Source organism: Halopseudomonas sp., from assembly GCF_036960865.1.
In the GTDB taxonomy this organism is placed as follows: Bacteria; Pseudomonadota; Gammaproteobacteria; order Pseudomonadales; family Pseudomonadaceae; genus Halopseudomonas.
In genome coordinates, this window is record NZ_JBALWE010000004.1 from 37,451 (window position 1) to 51,962 (window position 14,512).

The following is a 14,512-nucleotide window of genomic DNA, read 5'->3' on the forward strand; positions in this document are numbered from 1 at the left end:
CTTCCCCTGCGTTACAGGCCTTGGGTTAGGCGACCCGTATATTGCATCCGGGGTATCCGCATGCCCCATAAGCATAGGTCGCCCGAGACCAGAGACAAGCTGACGCACGACCTTCTGTCAGAAGACCACGGACGCTCGGCTCCGCCATACGCCCGCCAGTGAATCAGCTCACTACCGGCACCAGCATGGCATCACCCGCAGCGAAGAGCTTGCGCTGCTCATCGCCCAGGGCGTAGATCTCTGCCGCCGCAAAGATCTGCTGCCGGCCCGGCTTGACCACCCAACCGCGAATAACGAAGGTGTCTGCCACCGCCGGCCGCAGACATCGCACCGTGTACTGGGAGGCCAGCACACGGTCGGTTTGGGTGATGGCGGCAAAGCCGCAGGCGGTGTCGATGAGGGCACCGAGAATACCGGCATGCAGAAAGCCGCTGTACTGACCGAACTCCTCACGCCAGGGCAGGTGCAGAGTGACCTCACCCGGCGCAGCTGACATCAGCTGTAGACCCAGCCAGCGATTGAACGCGGCCATAGGCAGTATCTGTTGAATCTTGTCCTGCACTTGTTGGTTGTGCTGCATGAGAGCCTGCCTCTTATCTGCCGTTGGGTTATCGCGCTACCTTGAATACCGCACTGGCCGAGGCGCATAACTGCGCGTCGGCATAGATCCGCGCCGCTGCGTAACACAGTGTGCCGCCGGTGCGCAGCACCTCGGCACGGACCTCAAGCCACTGGCCCTGGCGTGCTACGCCAAGGTAGTCGAGCGTCATGCTGACCGTCACCAGACCCTGAATATCCGGCATGCGTGCGGCGCAGCTCAGGCCCATGGCATTGTCGGCCAGCGCCGAAATCAGTCCACCGTGCACGAACTCGCGGCTATTCACATGCGCCTGCCCTGCGCGCAGGCCCAGGCTCAGGCCCGCGTCGTGGGTGCGCTGATAGATTGGCTGCCAGGGGTCGGTCAGGCCACTGCGACGGTCATGCAATTGGTATCCCGCTGGAATCTCTGTGCTACCCATGACTTTCTCCCCATGATTTATTTTTTAATGTAGACCAGTCTATATAATATATACCCAGAGTCAAACTCGGATGCGTTGGCGTTGGCGTTGGCGTTGGCGTTGGCGTTGGCGGGGAAGTGGGAGCAGCCGAAGGCTGACTAGTGCTGGCAGCATCGGCTGGTGTCAGGGGCGTCGGGTCAGCGGCGGTCGATCAGCGCCGCCAGGTCATCGCAAGCCTGGGTAATCGGCAAGGCGGTGGCTTGCACGCGCGCCATCAGCAGGGCGCCCTCTACCGTGCTGACCATCAGTTGCGCCCAGCGTTGTGCCTGCTCGGCTGCCACCCCGTCGTCCTGCAATTGCGCTGCAAAGACCTCACACCAACTGGCAAATGCCTGCTGCCCGGCCGCGGCCAGCGACGGCGATTGCGGCGTGGTTTCCAGCAGCGTGGTGGCGATCGGGCAGCCTTCGGCAAAGCCCGCCTGGGTCATCCAGCCGGCTAGCAGCTGGCCATAGGCTCTGAGCATGTCCGCCGCGCTGGGATGCTGGGCGCGCAGGTCAGTCAGGGTCTGGGTAACAACGCCAGCAGCGACCACTATGGCTTCTTCGCCCAACTGTTCCTTGCCGCCAGGAAAGTAGTGATACAACGAGCCCTTGGGCGCCCCACTGTGCTTGAGGATGTCATTCAGACCGGTGGCGGCATAGCCGCGCTGACGAAACAGACGGATGGCGGAGGTAATGATGCTGTTGCGATGTTTGGCGGCAGCGGCCATGGCATTTACCTGCAGGCAGTAGCTGATGTTTATACAGACCAGTCTATCTGATCGACTGCAGCGCGCACACCGGCAGCTGCCTGGCTGCTAGAATCCAGCCTTTATTGCCTGCGGACCCGCCATGAAACGTTTCATCCTGCTCGACACCGCCCCCATTCCCGGCACCACCGACGCGCTCTGCCTGTTTGAATACGGCGACGACTTTGTGATCAAGATTCAGGGCGGCAAGGGCGGCCAACTGATGAACACCCGCACCCACGGCTCAGAAGATGCGCTCGCTGCCATCCCTTGCAGCGCGCTGAGCAGCAAGGCCGACGCGCGGGTGCTGATTGGCGGGCTCGGCATGGGTTTTACCCTGGCCGCGGCGCTCAAGCAGTTGGCGCCGAGCGCCGAGGCGGTGGTCGCCGAACTGGTGCCCGGCGTGATCGAATGGAACCAAGGCGCGCTGGGCGAGAAGTCCGGCAAGCCCCTGAGCGACCCACGCACCCGCGTGGTCAATCAGGACGTGGCCGAGCTGCTCAAGAACGAGCCCGGCGGCTTTGACGCCATCATGCTGGATGTGGATAACGGCCCCGAAGGCCTGACGCAAAAATCCAACAGCTGGCTGTATTCCCCCGGCGGGCTGGAAGCCTGCGCGCGTGCACTGCGTCCCAAGGGCACGCTGGCCGTCTGGTCAGCCAGTGCCGACCGCTCCTTCTCGCAACGTTTAGGCAAGGCCGGTTTCAAGGCGCGCGAAGAGCAGGTGTACGCGCACGGTAACAGCGGCACCCGGCACACCATCTGGATCGCCCAGCGCAAATAACCCGTATTAACGACACATAGGAGAGAACGTCATGAGCAACAGCAAACCGGAAGGCGTACAGGTGCGCCGTGAAGTCATGGGCGACGCCTTTGTGGATCGCGCGCTGAACAACGCCACCGAGTTCAGCCAACCACTGCAGGATTTCGTCAACGAACACGCCTGGGGCGGCGTGTGGAATCGCGAAGGGTTGGATCGCAAGACTCGCAGCCTGATTACCCTCGCCGCGCTGACTGCGCTCAAGTGCCCGCAGGAGCTTAAAGGCCACGTGCGCGGGGCCTTGAACAACGGCTGCAGCGTGGATGAAATTCGCGAGGCTCTGCTGCATTGTGCGGTCTACGCCGGCGTACCGGCGGCGATCGACGCCTTTCGTGCGGCGCAGGAAGTGATCGACAGCTACCAGAGCGCCTGAGCCGCGATGGACATCAGCTTGGCGCGGACCTTTCTCGAGATAGTGCGCAGCGGCAGCCTGGTCGCCGCCTCTGAACAGTTGCACGTGACCCAGGCCGCCATCACCGCGCGGGTGCAGAGCCTGGAAAGTCAGCTCAATTGCAGTCTGTTAGTGCGCAACCGCGCCGGCGCGCGCCTGACCGCCGATGGCGAAGCCTTTGTCGCCTACGCCAACCAGATGGTACAGGCCTGGGAAGCCGCCCAGCGCGACCTGCCGTTGCTGCAGGGCTTCGACAAAGTGTTACGGGTCGGCGGCGAAACCAGCCTGAGCAACCCGCTGATGCTGCACTGGGTACGCGAGCTGCGCCAGCAGGTCCGTGGACATACCATTCGCGCCGAGGTTGGCGAGGGCGCGCTGCTACTGCGCAAGCTGGAGCAGGGCACACTGGACGCGGCCCTGGTGTTCCAGCCAGCGTACTGGCCTGGCCTGCAGGTGGAGGAGTTGCTGGAAGAGAAGCTGATTCAGGTGTGCCTGCCAGAGCAGCCCGAGCCCTATATCTATATCGACTGGGGCGAGGACTTTCGCCGCCAGCACGATGCCGCGCTGCCGGAGAAAGCCAGGGCCGAGCTCAGTTTCAACCTGGGGCCGCTGGCGCTGCAATACCTGCTCGAGTGCGGCGGCAGCGGCTATTTTCGCCGCAGGGTGGTGCAAAGCTATCTGGATCAGGGCGTACTGCAGCGCGTACCGCTGGCGCCTGAATTCAGCTTCCCGACCTTTCTGGTTTACGCCCGCGAGCGTGACAACCCGGTGCTGCAACAGGCCATCGCCCTGCTGCGCGCCGCCGCGCAAAACAGCACCGACTGGTCGCAACGCTGGAGCCCGGAGCTGTAACTCTGGGCTAGTTCAAGTGCCGCAACAGAGCGCGCTGCAGCGCGGCGATCAGATCGGTCTGGGTCACCAGTCCCACCAGCCTTCCCTGCTCCAACACCGGCAGGCAATGCAGACCACGCTCACTCAGCAGCGGCACCAGCTCGACAATATGGCAGTGCTGGTCAACCGCCACCACGGGTGAACTCATCACCTCGCGCAGTGGCGTTTTCTGGCCACCGCCACCGCGCAGGAGCCGGCGCCCGCCACGCCCGGCAAAGTCGGCGAGATCAACCAGGCTGACGATGCCCACCAGCTGCCCTGTCTGATCCAGTACCGGCAATACGCGCAGCCGGTGCTGCTGCAGCAGCTGCAGGGCCTCTCGCACGCTGGTGTCGGGCGCAACCCAGTGCAGATCACGCGACATCACGTCGGCGGCGCACAGCGCACCCATATTGCGGCGCAGCGCCGAGACCTCGGTCCGGTGAATGATCTGCGCCAGGTCTTCGCGGGTGATATCGACAAACTCGCCGAACTCAGCCAGCGCTGCATCCATATCCGCATCGGTAATGCCCACCCGCAGGGCTGCCGGCGCGTCGCGGGTATGCTGCAGGTCAATCACTGGCGCCGGCCGTTTTGGATAGCGCACCCCGGTCAGGTTGTTGTAGATCAGCGCAAACGCCAGCAAGGCAACGGCGTGCAACAGCACCGGCAGAATCGCCAACTCGCCCAGCTGCTGCAACGCCGGCCCGGCCAGCACCACGCAGAGCGCAACGGCACCGCCCGGCGGATGCAGGCAGCGCAGCAGAAACATGCACAACAGACTGAGCCCAACCGCCAACGCGGCCATGCCCAGGGTATGGCCGCCAAAATGCGCTACCACCGTGCCCACCAGCGCTGCCAGCAGGTAGCTGCCGAGGATCGCACGCGGCTGCGCCAGGGTACCGGAGGGCACGGCAAACAGCAGAATTGCGGAAGCCCCCACCGGGCCAATCAACAGCAGGGCGACCGGCAGACCAAACACCCACTGGCACAGCCAGACACTGACCAGAATCCCCAGCGTGGCGCCCACCCCGGCCCGCAACCACTCCTGCGGGCGCGGCTGAATGGCATTGTTAACACGACTGAAAAAAGCGGCGGGGCTGAGATTGATCATCGGCGGTATCGGTCACTAAAGGAAAAACGGCGCGCTTCGGGTTAACTCACCCAGAAGCGCGCCGCGCAGTGTGCCGACATCAATGAATAACAACCAGTCAATAATAATTGACTTTAACTACAGCAATTTCTAATTAAAACCGCGCGCAAACCTCAGGCTGCGAAGCGCTGCTCCAGATAGGCATTGATCGCCTTGGACTCGTACAGCCAGGACGACTCGCCATTTTCTTCGATGCGCAGGCAGGGCACCTGGATCTTGCCGCCCTGCTCCAGCAGCGTCTGCCGGTCGGTCGGGTTGTTCTTGGCGTCGTGCAGCGCAATCGGCAGGTTGAGGCGGCGCAGCGTGCGGCGTGTCTTCACGCAGAACGGGCAGGCATTGAACTGGTAAAGGCTCAGCTGCGCCGCCGCCTGGTCTACCTTTGCCTGGGCTTCGGGGGTACGTTTCATCTTGCGCGGGCGGGTGATGAAACTGAGGAAAATGATCACTTGGCCAAGGCCAACGCGCAGGGCTTTCAACAACATGGACATACCTCCGGTTCAGTACAACAAAGGCGCGCAGCTTACCTGATTCATCGCGCCAACGCCCGCCGGGCTGACGAGCGCGGCAGCAGCGGCTCGGCCTGCGCGCCCGGGTGCGGCATAATGTACCCCGCACCATCAACCAGCGAGCCCTACCGATGAACCCAGAAGACCTGCTGTTGCTGGTCAGTCGCGAGATGCCCTTTGGCAAATACAAGGGCCGCCTGCTGGCTGACCTGCCCGGCCATTACCTCAACTGGTTTGCCCGTGAGGGCTTTCCCAAGGGCGAGATCGGCCGCCTGCTGCAGCTGATGCAGGAGATCGACCACAACGGCCTTAAGCCGCTGCTCGACCCCCTGCGCGGACGCGGCCAGCGCTGATTCCCCGCACTTCAGGCGATACCGCCATTGGCGCGCAGCACCTGACCGTTGATCCAGCCGCCTTCGGCACCGGCCAAGAAGGACACCACCGCGGCAATATCCTCAGGCTGGCCCAGGCGCTCCAGCGGCGACATGTGCGCCAGGCGTTGCACCATCTCTACCGTCTTGCCGTTCAGAAACAACTCGGTTTCCACCGGCCCCGGCGCCACCGCGTTGACCGTGATCTGTCGACCGCGCAGTTCCTTGCTGAGTACCTGCGTCATGGCCTCAACAGCCGCCTTGCTGGCGTTGTAGATGGCGTAGCCGGGCATTTTCAACGCCAGCGCCGAAGTCGACAGATTGATGATGCGGCCACCCTCGTTCAGCCGGGTCGCCGCCTCGCGCAGACAGGCAAACACCCCCTGCACGTTCACGGCGAAGGTCTGCGCGAACAGCTCATCCGAGGTATCGGCCAGCGGCATGGTCTGCATGATCCCGGCGTTGTTGACCAGCACATCCAGTGGCCCCAGCTGCTGCTCGCACTGGGTAAAGAGCGCGCGCACCTGGTCCGGCTGTGCCATATCGGCCTGAATGGCCACGGCCTGGGCACCGACTGCGCGCAGCTCGCTGACCAGCTTGTTTGCCTCAGCGGCGCTGTTGGCGTAATTGATCGCCACCGCGAAACCGTCGGCGGCGAGCCGGCGGGCTATTTCAGCGCCAATACCACGCGATGCGCCGGTAATCAGGGCGATCTTCTGTTGCTGATTGGACATCTAGCTACCTCCTGATCTGATTGAACTACCAGCATGCGCCGCTCACCAGCAGAGTCAAATGCACAAAACTCGCCGACGATGGACAGAAACTCCAAGCCGTTAAAACGGCTAACGCCGCCTTTGGCCCGGACAACGCGACAGCCGCCGACGCCTGATTCGGGAACCCTGACGCCACCCGGTGCTCTATGCTGATAGTTCCAGATGCGGGGCAAGGCCATCGGGACTGTCCGTCACCAAGCCGCCGCCACTCAGCAGAGACAACCGGGAGTAAGGGAAATGGCAAAATTGCTGGTGCTTTATCATTCCATGTACGGCCACATAGAAACCATGGCACAAGAAGTCGCCGCGGGTGCAGAGCAGGTCGACGGCGTTAGCGTCACCATCAAGCGAGTGCCGGAAACCATGCCGGAAGAAGCCTTCAAGGCGGCGGGCGGCAAGACCGACCAGGCTGCTGAAGTCGCCAGCCCCACCGAACTGGCCGACTACGACGGCATTATCTTCGGTACGCCCACCCGCTTCGGCAACATGAGCGGACAGATGCGCACCTTCCTCGACCAGACCGGCGGCCTCTGGGCCAAAGGTGCATTGCACGGCAAGGTTGCCAGCGTGTTTGCCTCTACCGGTACCGGTGGCGGGCAGGAAATGACCATCACCTCGACCTGGACCACGCTCGCGCACCACGGCATGATTCTGCTGCCGATCGGCTACGGTGCGAGTGAGCTGTTCGACATCAGCCAAAGTGCCGGCGGCACACCCTACGGCGCCACCACCATTGCCGGCGGTGACGGCTCACGCCAACCCGACGACCGCGAACGGGCGATCGCGCGCTATCAGGGCCAATACGTGGCGCAAACCCTGCTCAAACTCAAAGCTTGACCTACTGACGGCGGCCGGCCAGCGCCGGCCGCCGTCCCTCAACCTCCTCACGCAGCCTAAAGAACGCCCGACGGAACGATTGAATTACGGTCAACATTTAAATAGCATTACAGTCGTAATTCAAACATTCCCCCCGGAGCGCGCAGCATGAACAGTTCAGGCCACCTTGGCACGGCGTTGGTCACAGGCGCATCCTCGGGTATCGGCGCGGCGTACGCCGACCGCCTGGCCGGGCGCGGATATAACCTGCTGCTGGTCGCCCGGGACCTGGCTCGCCTCGAACGCCTTGCCAAGCGGCTGGCCAAGAACTATCGCATCCAGGTCGAAGTATTGTCGGCCGATCTCAGCCTGACAGCCGGCATCGAGCGCGTTGCGCAGAGATTGCGCGCTGATAAGCAGATCACGCTGCTGGTCAACAATGCCGGCATGTCCCTTACCGGCTCGCTGGCCGAGTCAGATCGTTACAGCGTGGCTGAGTTGTTGCAGTTGAATGTGCTGGCCTTGACCCTGTTGTCCAGCGCGGCGGCCGTCAACTTCGGCATGGCTGGTCGGGGTGGCATTATCAATCTTGGCTCGGTGGAGGCCTTGCTGCCAGAGCGCTTCAACGCCGTATATGCGGCGAGCAAGGCCTATGTGCTGAGCCTGACGCAAAGCCTGCAGGCAGAGATCGGCGAGCGCGGGGTACAGATACAAGCGGTATTGGCCGGAACCAAGGGGAGCGGCGTAAGGCCCTGCAGCCTGCCGCATGCTGCCGAGCCCCTGATGATGGATACGGGCGAGTTGGTAGACGCCGCCTTGCACGGCTTTGATCAGGGCGAGCTGGTGACCATTGCCTCCCTGCCCGACAACACCGACTGGCAGCGGCTGCTGCAGGCGCGCCTGCCACTGGCACCGCCGTTGTCACCCCAGCGGCCCGCCGCTCGCTGCAGCTGAAAGCTTGCCGGTGCTGCGGTTGGCAAGGCAGAGCAACTCAGAGGCTCAGTCTGCGGCGTTCTCGACCAGCAGGTTGAGTTGCTCGCGAGTGCCATTCAGCAGCCGGTCGGACAAGGCCTGATCGTTGACGCTGCGCGAGAGCAGCAGCGCGCCGACCAGTGCCGAGAGTATCAGCACGCTTTTGTCCTCGGCATCATCCCCCGCCAGCTTGCCAGCCAGATTGGCCAGGCGATCACCAACCATCTGGTCGGTGATCGCGCTGGCCTGGCCCCGCTGGCCCAGTTCGGCCGACATCGTCGGCAGCGGACAGCCGTGATCCGGGTTGTTGCGGTGCTCCGGCGACAAATAGGTGTCGATCAGCGCCGAGGCCGGCGCATCCGGCCCCAGATGCATGGCCAGCGAGGCGCGCAAGCTGTCTGTAGCGTGCTGCAGGGCCTTTTCAACCAGCTCATCCTTCGACTTGAAGTGGGCGTAAAACCCGCCATGGGTCAGGCCCAGCGCTTTCATCAACGGCTGCAACCCGGTAGCACCCACGCCGTCACGACGAAAGCGACGCGACGCCTCCTCCAGAATCATCTGGTGGGTTTTGGCCTTGTGATCTTCCGAATAACGCATAGCGTCTCCCGCCGTTAAATACAGATCGTCATTCTATACCCGACTGGCCGCCAGCGCAGCATCAGGCATGACCACTGGTAGTCAGCGCCGACGACGCGTCCGCCGGCCGGTCTTCGCGCAGCACCAGACTGCACAGCGCCGGCAGGAACAGCAGCGTGAGCAGCGTCCCCATGGTTACCCCGCCAATCAGTACAAAGGCCAACGAGGACCAGAACACCGAGAACGTCAGCGGAATGAACGCCAGCGCTGCCGCCAGCGCGGTCAGCACCACCGGCCGCGCACGGCGCACGGTGGCCTCCACCACGGCCTCATGAATTGGCATGCCATGATCCTGGTTCTGACGGATCTGGTCGGTGAAAATCAGCGTGTTGCGCATCAGGATGCCGCCAATACCGATCAGCGCCAGAATCGCGTTGAAGCCGAATGGCTGGTTGAAGATCAGCAGCGCCGGCACCGCACCCACCAGACCCAGCGGCGCCGTGGCAAAGACCATGAACATGACCCCAAAGGAGCGCACCTGGAACATGATCACCACCAGCATCAGCAGAATCATGATCGGAAAGAGCACCGCCAGCGCCTTGTTGGCGATGGCGCTTTCCTCCACCGGGCCGCCCATGGTGATGCGGTAACCCGGCGGCAGCTCGGCGAGCAAATCCTGCAGATCGGCGTAGGCCGCCAGCTCGGCGTCCGGCGGCTGAATACCCGGCGCGGTATCGGCGCGCACTTCAAAGGTGGGCTCACGATTGCGGCGGCGCAGGATCGGGTCTTCCATCACCGGTTCAAAGCGGCCCACCTGCTGCAGGGGAATCGAGCGGCCAGCATCGCTGGTAATGGTCAGATTCTCGATACTGTCCAGATCCTCGCGCTGGGCATTGATCGCCCGCACCACCACCGAGACGGTACGGTTGCCCTCGCGCACCTCGGTAATCGGATTGCCCGACAGCAGGGCATTGATCTGGGATTTCACCTGCGCCGGGGTAAAGCCCAGCAGACGCAGGCGATCCTGATCGAGCACCAGCCGATAGCTGCTGGCTTTTTCGCCCCAGTCGATGAAGGTGTCGCGGGTCATGGCGTTGGCATCCACGCGCGCGCGCACCTGCTCGGCAATCTCACGCAGCGGCCCCAGCTCCGGGCCACTGACCCGGAATACCACCGGGAAGGGTACCGGCGGACCGAATACCAGTTGGGTGACGCGCACCCGCGCGCCTGGGAATTCACCCGCCGCCACCCGTTCACGCATGCTCGCCATCAGCTCGTCACGCGCTTGAGCGTCGGCCGTTTGCACGATGATCTTGGCAAAGGCCGGATCCGGCAGCTCCGGATTCAGCGAGAGGAAAAAGCGCGGTGCGCCGCCGCCCACATAAGCATCGACCAGCTGTGTTTGCGGCTCCTGCAGCAGCGCCTGCTCCACCCGTGCCACCACCGCTTCGGTATTCTTGAACGCAGTGCCCGGCGGCATATAGACCTCGAGCATCACCTCGGAGCGGTCGGAGTTGGGGAAAAACTGCTTCTTCACCACGCCCATGCCCATCACGCAGGCGACAAACACCAGCAGTACCACGCCGGTCACCGGCCAGCGCCAGCGAATGCAACGCTCGACCAGGGCACGCAGGCGACGGTACATCGGCCCGGCGTAGAGCGCGTCGTGGCCACCGCTGACCGGCTTGATGTTGGGCAGCATCTTCACCCCCAGATAGGGCGTGAACACCACAGCCACCAGCCAGGAAGCAATCAGCGCAAAGCCGACAATCCAGAAGATGTTGCCGGCGTACTCACCGGCGCCGGAGCGAGCAAAGCCCACCGGTAGAAAGCCGATGATGGTCACCAGGGTGCCGGTGAGCATCGGCGCGGCCGTCGAGGACCAGGCAAAGGTAGCCGCCGACAGGCGGTCCATGCCCTCTTCCAGTTTCACCACCATCATTTCAATGGCGATGATGGCGTCGTCCACCAGCAGCCCCAGCGATAGAATCAGCGCGCCCAGGGTAATACGGTCGAACTCGCGCCCGGTCATCAGCATGATGACGAACACCACCGCCAGCGTCAGTGGTACCGCGGCGGCCACCACCAGGCCGACACGAAAGCCCAGCGCCAGAAAGCTGATCACCATGACCACGCCCAGCGCCACAAAGAACTTGAGCATGAATTCATCCACCGCCCGGCTGATCTTGCTCGCCTGGTCCGACACCTTGGTGAAGTGAATACCCAGCGGAAGACTGTCGTGCAGGCGCTGTTCCTCGGCGATCAGCGACTTGTCCAGCTCCAGGCCGTTGAAGTGCTTCTGCATGATCACACCGAGCATCAGCGCCGGCTCACCCTGATGGCGAATACGGTAGCTGGCCGGGTCTTCGTAGCCCTGGCGCACCTGCGCCACGTCGGCGATGCGCAGCACCCGTCCATTGGCGACGACAGGAACGTTTTCAATCTGCTCGAGACTGTCAAAGGCGCCATCCAGCCGGATATAGGCGCGCGGCCCGGCGGTCTCGACCGAGCCGGCCGGTGCCACCGCGTTCTGCCGCGCCAGCGCGGAAAAGATCTGATCCGGGGTCAGGCCCAGGGTGGCCAAGCGCTGATAGGAAAACTCGACAAAAATACGCTGCGGCTGCTCGCCCAGGATATTGACCTTCTTTACCCCCGGCAGGTGCAGAAAACCCTGGCGCAACTCTTCGGCCAACTGCACCAACTGGCGGTGCGGCAGTTGTCCGGCTTCCAGCGCGTAGAGCGCAAAGTAGACGTCGTTGTACTCGTCATTGAAGAACGGGCCGTGCACGCCATCGGGCAAACTGCTGGCCTCATCGGAGAGCTTCTTGCGGGTCTGGTAGAACAGCTCGGGGATCAGCTCGGGCGGCGCGGCATTGGAGAAGATCACCTTCATCGCCACAAAACCCGGTTGCGCCGTGGTTTCTACCCGGTCGTAATAGTCCAACTCCTGGATCCGCTTCTCCAGCCGATCCGCCACTTGCTCCTGCATTTCCTGCGCGGTGGCGCCCGGCCAGGCGGCGGTAATGGTCATCACCTTGACGGTGAAGGAGGGGTCTTCGGCGCGCCCCAGTTGGCCGAAGGCAAACGCCCCGGACAACAGCACGGCAATGATCAGAAACAGCGTAACCGCCGGATTACGCACCGCCATCGCGGAGAGATTGAAGCTCGCCATGATCAGAGCGTCCGCGCAGCAGAGTCGACCGCCCAGGACGGCGGCGGCAGCAGCTCGACAGCATCCCCCTCATGCAGCAGGTGCGCGCCCAGCGCGACTATCTGCTGGCCTTCTTCCAAACCGGCAGACAGCAGCGCATATTCCTGCCCCAGACTGGCCACCGTGACCGGGGTAAAGCGCACGCGGCTGGCGTCCTCGATAACCCAGACGCCAACCCCCTGGCCACGGTCGTAGAGCGCGCCCAGTGGTACCCGGGTGAGCGCCGAACTGGCGCTGTCATCCAGATGAATACTGATGGTCGAGCCGATGGCCAACGGCGCCTCACCGTCGGCCAGCACGTAGCGGGCGCGGTAGGTGCGGGTGATCGGGTCCGCGGAGGCAGACAGTTCACGCAGCTTGGCCGGGATGACCGTATCGGGATCACCAAACAGCTGCGCAGCAGCGTTGTGATCCGCCAGGTGACGCTGAGTTTCCGGGATGCTGATAACTGCCTCGCGCGCGCCGCTGTGTGCCAAGGTCGCCACAACCTGCCCGGCCGCCACCACCTGACCACGATCGGCCAGTACATCGGTGATCACGCCGTCGGCATCGGCACTGAGTTTCGAGTAACCGCGCTGGTTTTCCACCTGCGCAGCATCAGCGCGGGCGGAGGCCATATTCGCCTCGGCCACGCGCAGGCCGGTGACCACTTCGTCGAAGGCGCGGCGCGACACCGCGCCTTTTTCCGCCAGCTCGCGATAGCGCTTCTCGTCGTCGCGGGCCTGCTGCAACGAGGCCTGCGCCGAGCGCACCCGATTATTGGCAGCGCGCAGGGCCAGTTCAAAGTCGTCCACGTCCAGCACCAGCAACACATCACCCTTGTTGACCCGCTGACCGGGATCAACTCGCCGCTCGATGACCTTGCCGGCCACCCGGAAGCCCAATTCACTCTCGGTGCGCGCGGCAACAACGCCGGTAAAGGTGGCGCCACGACTGGCCGCCGGATGTACCTCGGTCGCCAGCACCAGACGCGGCTGGGCAACAGGGGCTTGCGCCTCGGTCTGGTCTTCCTTGCTGCAGCCAACGACAGCAACCAAAAGACACGTCAGCAACAGGGTTTTGCCTGCAGACATCCTGAACTCTCCCTAGCGGGGCCAAGGGCGGCCCGACATTTTTTATGTTATTGGCTGATGGCTTCCAGCAGGGTAGCCACACCCTGACCACCGGCAATGCACTGGGTGGCCACCGCGTATCGCCCACCGGTGCGCTGCAGCAGCGAAGCCGCCTTACCGGTAATGCGCGCGCCGGTAGCACCCAACGGATGCCCCAAGGCCAGCGCGCCGCCATCGAGATTGACCCGCTCCAGCGGCATGCCCAATTCACGCAGGCAGGCGATCGACTGGCTGGAGAACGCCTCGTTGATCTCCATCAGGTCGATATCATTGATGCTCAGCCCCGCGCGGGCAAGTACTTTACGCGTTGCCTCCACCGGCCCCATGCCCATGATCTCTGGCGCACAGCCGCCCACCGCCACCGCCTTGATCCGCGCCAGCATCGGCAAACCGTGGCGCAGGGCAAAGTCTTCGGTGCACACCAGCACCGCAGCGCTGCCATCGGTCAGCGGCGAGGCGGTACCTGCAGTGACCACACCACCGAAGGCGGGCTTGAGCTGAGACAGCGCTTCCAGATTGGTGCCTGGGCGGATGCAACCGTCTTCGGTGACCTGGCCATCCGGCGTCTCGATCGGCACCAGTTCATCATTCAACAGGCCGGCCTCACGCGCCTTGGCGGCCTTAGCGTGCGACAACACCGCCAGTTCATCCTGCTCTTCACGGCTGATGTCAAAGCGTCGAGCCACTTCTTCAGCGGTATGCCCCATGGCCATGTAAACCTCGGGGTAGCTCTGCAGCAACTGCGGGTTGGGGGAGGGGTTGAAGCCGCCCATGGGCACCCGCGTCATCGACTCGACCCCGGCGGCAATATACGCCTCGCCCGCGCCCAGCATCAGCTGGCCAGCGGCGAAATGAATCGCCGTCATCGACGAGCCACAGAAGCGGTTGACGGTGACGCCACCCAGGGTCTCGGGGAAGCCGGCACGAAAGCTGGCGATGCGGGCAATGTTGGTGCCCTGTTCGGCTTCAGGGTAGGCACAGCCCATGATCACATCTTCCAGCAGCGCCGGATCTAGATCGAGGCGGGCCACCAGGCCGGCCAGCACCTGCGCGGCCAAGTCGTCGGGCCGCAGATTGATCAGCGCGCCCTTGCGCGCAAAGTGGAACGGGGAGCGAACATAACCGGCAATGACGATGGATTTCATGCTGTTTTCC

Annotated in this window: 16 protein-coding genes; 6 read left to right on the top strand and 10 right to left on the bottom strand. The window is 63.4% G+C overall.

Features of this window, described 5'->3' with window-relative positions; all coding sequences use genetic code 11:
• Positions 1–163 precede the first annotated feature (163 nt).
• The 3 genes from V7747_RS06555 to V7747_RS06565 all read right to left on the bottom strand — a co-directional run bounded on the left by V7747_RS06555 (position 164) and on the right by V7747_RS06565 (position 1,768).
• Positions 164–580 (bottom strand): PaaI family thioesterase, encoded by a 417-nt coding sequence (locus V7747_RS06555; RefSeq protein ID WP_335615254.1) that lies wholly within the window; start codon positions 578–580, stop codon positions 164–166.
• A 28-nt stretch (positions 581–608) separates the two neighbouring features.
• A complete protein-coding gene (locus V7747_RS06560) occupies positions 609–1,019 on the bottom strand; it encodes a PaaI family thioesterase (protein ID WP_335615255.1) in 411 nt (136 codons plus the stop codon).
• 176 nt (positions 1,020–1,195) lie between these two features.
• Positions 1,196–1,768, bottom strand: coding sequence for a TetR/AcrR family transcriptional regulator (locus tag V7747_RS06565; RefSeq protein ID WP_335615256.1), 573 nt, complete (start codon positions 1,766–1,768; stop codon positions 1,196–1,198).
• Between the two features lie 121 nt (positions 1,769–1,889).
• Here V7747_RS06565 and V7747_RS06570 point away from each other — a divergent pair, with 121 nt between their 5' ends.
• From V7747_RS06570 to V7747_RS06580, 3 genes are read left to right on the top strand one after another with little or no spacing between them, the layout of a single operon-like run.
• Positions 1,890–2,570, top strand: coding sequence for a spermidine synthase (locus tag V7747_RS06570; RefSeq protein WP_335615257.1), 681 nt, complete (start codon positions 1,890–1,892; stop codon positions 2,568–2,570).
• Positions 2,571–2,601: 31 nt separating this feature from the next.
• A complete protein-coding gene (locus tag V7747_RS06575; RefSeq protein ID WP_335615258.1) occupies positions 2,602–2,979 on the top strand; it encodes a carboxymuconolactone decarboxylase family protein in 378 nt (125 codons plus the stop codon).
• A gap of 6 nt (positions 2,980–2,985) precedes the next feature.
• Positions 2,986–3,849 carry a LysR family transcriptional regulator gene (locus tag V7747_RS06580; protein WP_335615259.1) on the top strand — a complete coding sequence of 288 codons (864 nt, stop codon included), beginning with the start codon at positions 2,986–2,988 and terminating at the stop codon, positions 3,847–3,849.
• 7 nt (positions 3,850–3,856) lie between these two features.
• On the opposite strand, the gene V7747_RS06585 is transcribed toward V7747_RS06580, so the two are convergent.
• Together V7747_RS06585 and V7747_RS06590 are read right to left on the bottom strand one after the other, a co-directional pair.
• Positions 3,857–4,981, bottom strand: coding sequence for an HPP family protein (locus tag V7747_RS06585; RefSeq protein ID WP_335615260.1), 1,125 nt, complete (start codon positions 4,979–4,981; stop codon positions 3,857–3,859).
• Positions 4,982–5,133: 152 nt separating this feature from the next.
• The gene (locus V7747_RS06590; protein WP_335615261.1) at positions 5,134–5,502 is read right to left on the bottom strand and encodes a glutaredoxin domain-containing protein; all 369 of its coding nucleotides are present in this window, start codon (positions 5,500–5,502) and stop codon (positions 5,134–5,136) included.
• Positions 5,503–5,657: 155 nt separating this feature from the next.
• On the opposite strand from V7747_RS06590, the gene V7747_RS06595 reads away from it, so the two are divergent.
• Positions 5,658–5,879 (top strand): DUF3820 family protein, encoded by a 222-nt coding sequence (locus V7747_RS06595; protein ID WP_092286708.1) that lies wholly within the window; start codon positions 5,658–5,660, stop codon positions 5,877–5,879.
• Positions 5,880–5,890: 11 nt separating this feature from the next.
• Here the strand turns inward: V7747_RS06595 and V7747_RS06600 are convergent, their stop codons facing one another.
• Positions 5,891–6,631 carry an SDR family oxidoreductase gene (locus V7747_RS06600; RefSeq protein ID WP_335615262.1) on the bottom strand — a complete coding sequence of 247 codons (741 nt, stop codon included), beginning with the start codon at positions 6,629–6,631 and terminating at the stop codon, positions 5,891–5,893.
• A gap of 276 nt (positions 6,632–6,907) precedes the next feature.
• Here V7747_RS06600 and wrbA point away from each other — a divergent pair, with 276 nt between their 5' ends.
• Positions 6,908–7,507, top strand: coding sequence for an NAD(P)H:quinone oxidoreductase (gene wrbA / locus V7747_RS06605; protein WP_335615263.1), 600 nt, complete (start codon positions 6,908–6,910; stop codon positions 7,505–7,507).
• Between the two features lie 147 nt (positions 7,508–7,654).
• The gene (locus tag V7747_RS06610; protein WP_335615264.1) at positions 7,655–8,440 is read left to right on the top strand and encodes an SDR family NAD(P)-dependent oxidoreductase; all 786 of its coding nucleotides are present in this window, start codon (positions 7,655–7,657) and stop codon (positions 8,438–8,440) included.
• Between the two features lie 45 nt (positions 8,441–8,485).
• Here the strand turns inward: V7747_RS06610 and V7747_RS06615 are convergent, their stop codons facing one another.
• From V7747_RS06615 to V7747_RS06630, 4 genes are all read right to left on the bottom strand, one after another.
• Positions 8,486–9,055: a TetR/AcrR family transcriptional regulator gene (locus V7747_RS06615; RefSeq protein WP_335615265.1), complete on the bottom strand. Its 570-nt coding sequence runs from the start codon at positions 9,053–9,055 to the stop codon at positions 8,486–8,488.
• A gap of 61 nt (positions 9,056–9,116) precedes the next feature.
• Positions 9,117–12,206, bottom strand: a complete 3,090-nt coding sequence (locus V7747_RS06620; RefSeq protein ID WP_335615266.1) for an efflux RND transporter permease subunit — start codon at positions 12,204–12,206, stop codon at positions 9,117–9,119.
• A gap of 2 nt (positions 12,207–12,208) precedes the next feature.
• Positions 12,209–13,318, bottom strand: coding sequence for an efflux RND transporter periplasmic adaptor subunit (locus tag V7747_RS06625; RefSeq protein ID WP_335615267.1), 1,110 nt, complete (start codon positions 13,316–13,318; stop codon positions 12,209–12,211).
• Positions 13,319–13,365: 47 nt separating this feature from the next.
• Positions 13,366–14,502 carry a thiolase family protein gene (locus tag V7747_RS06630; RefSeq protein ID WP_335615268.1) on the bottom strand — a complete coding sequence of 379 codons (1,137 nt, stop codon included), beginning with the start codon at positions 14,500–14,502 and terminating at the stop codon, positions 13,366–13,368.
• Positions 14,503–14,512 lie beyond the last annotated feature (10 nt).

What these genes read in the sequence shown, in the direction of transcription:
- V7747_RS06585 (WP_335615260.1), bottom strand. Translation starts at nt 4,981, where the DNA reads ATGATCAATCTCAGCCCCGCCGCTTTTTTCAGTCGTGTTAACAATGCC.
- V7747_RS06620 (WP_335615266.1), bottom strand. Translation starts at nt 12,206, where the DNA reads ATGGCGAGCTTCAATCTCTCCGCGATGGCGGTGCGTAATCCGGCGGTT.
- V7747_RS06600 (WP_335615262.1), bottom strand. Translation starts at nt 6,631, where the DNA reads ATGTCCAATCAGCAACAGAAGATCGCCCTGATTACCGGCGCATCGCGT.
- V7747_RS06580 (WP_335615259.1), top strand. Translation starts at nt 2,986, where the DNA reads ATGGACATCAGCTTGGCGCGGACCTTTCTCGAGATAGTGCGCAGCGGC.
- V7747_RS06625 (WP_335615267.1), bottom strand. Translation starts at nt 13,318, where the DNA reads ATGTCTGCAGGCAAAACCCTGTTGCTGACGTGTCTTTTGGTTGCTGTC.
- V7747_RS06555 (WP_335615254.1), bottom strand. Translation starts at nt 580, where the DNA reads ATGCAGCACAACCAACAAGTGCAGGACAAGATTCAACAGATACTGCCT.
- V7747_RS06630 (WP_335615268.1), bottom strand. Translation starts at nt 14,502, where the DNA reads ATGAAATCCATCGTCATTGCCGGTTATGTTCGCTCCCCGTTCCACTTT.
- V7747_RS06615 (WP_335615265.1), bottom strand. Translation starts at nt 9,055, where the DNA reads ATGCGTTATTCGGAAGATCACAAGGCCAAAACCCACCAGATGATTCTG.
- V7747_RS06570 (WP_335615257.1), top strand. Translation starts at nt 1,890, where the DNA reads ATGAAACGTTTCATCCTGCTCGACACCGCCCCCATTCCCGGCACCACC.
- wrbA (WP_335615263.1), top strand. Translation starts at nt 6,908, where the DNA reads ATGGCAAAATTGCTGGTGCTTTATCATTCCATGTACGGCCACATAGAA.
- V7747_RS06575 (WP_335615258.1), top strand. Translation starts at nt 2,602, where the DNA reads ATGAGCAACAGCAAACCGGAAGGCGTACAGGTGCGCCGTGAAGTCATG.
- V7747_RS06595 (WP_092286708.1), top strand. Translation starts at nt 5,658, where the DNA reads ATGAACCCAGAAGACCTGCTGTTGCTGGTCAGTCGCGAGATGCCCTTT.
- V7747_RS06560 (WP_335615255.1), bottom strand. Translation starts at nt 1,019, where the DNA reads ATGGGTAGCACAGAGATTCCAGCGGGATACCAATTGCATGACCGTCGC.
- V7747_RS06565 (WP_335615256.1), bottom strand. Translation starts at nt 1,768, where the DNA reads ATGGCCGCTGCCGCCAAACATCGCAACAGCATCATTACCTCCGCCATC.
- V7747_RS06610 (WP_335615264.1), top strand. Translation starts at nt 7,655, where the DNA reads ATGAACAGTTCAGGCCACCTTGGCACGGCGTTGGTCACAGGCGCATCC.
- V7747_RS06590 (WP_335615261.1), bottom strand. Translation starts at nt 5,502, where the DNA reads ATGTTGTTGAAAGCCCTGCGCGTTGGCCTTGGCCAAGTGATCATTTTC.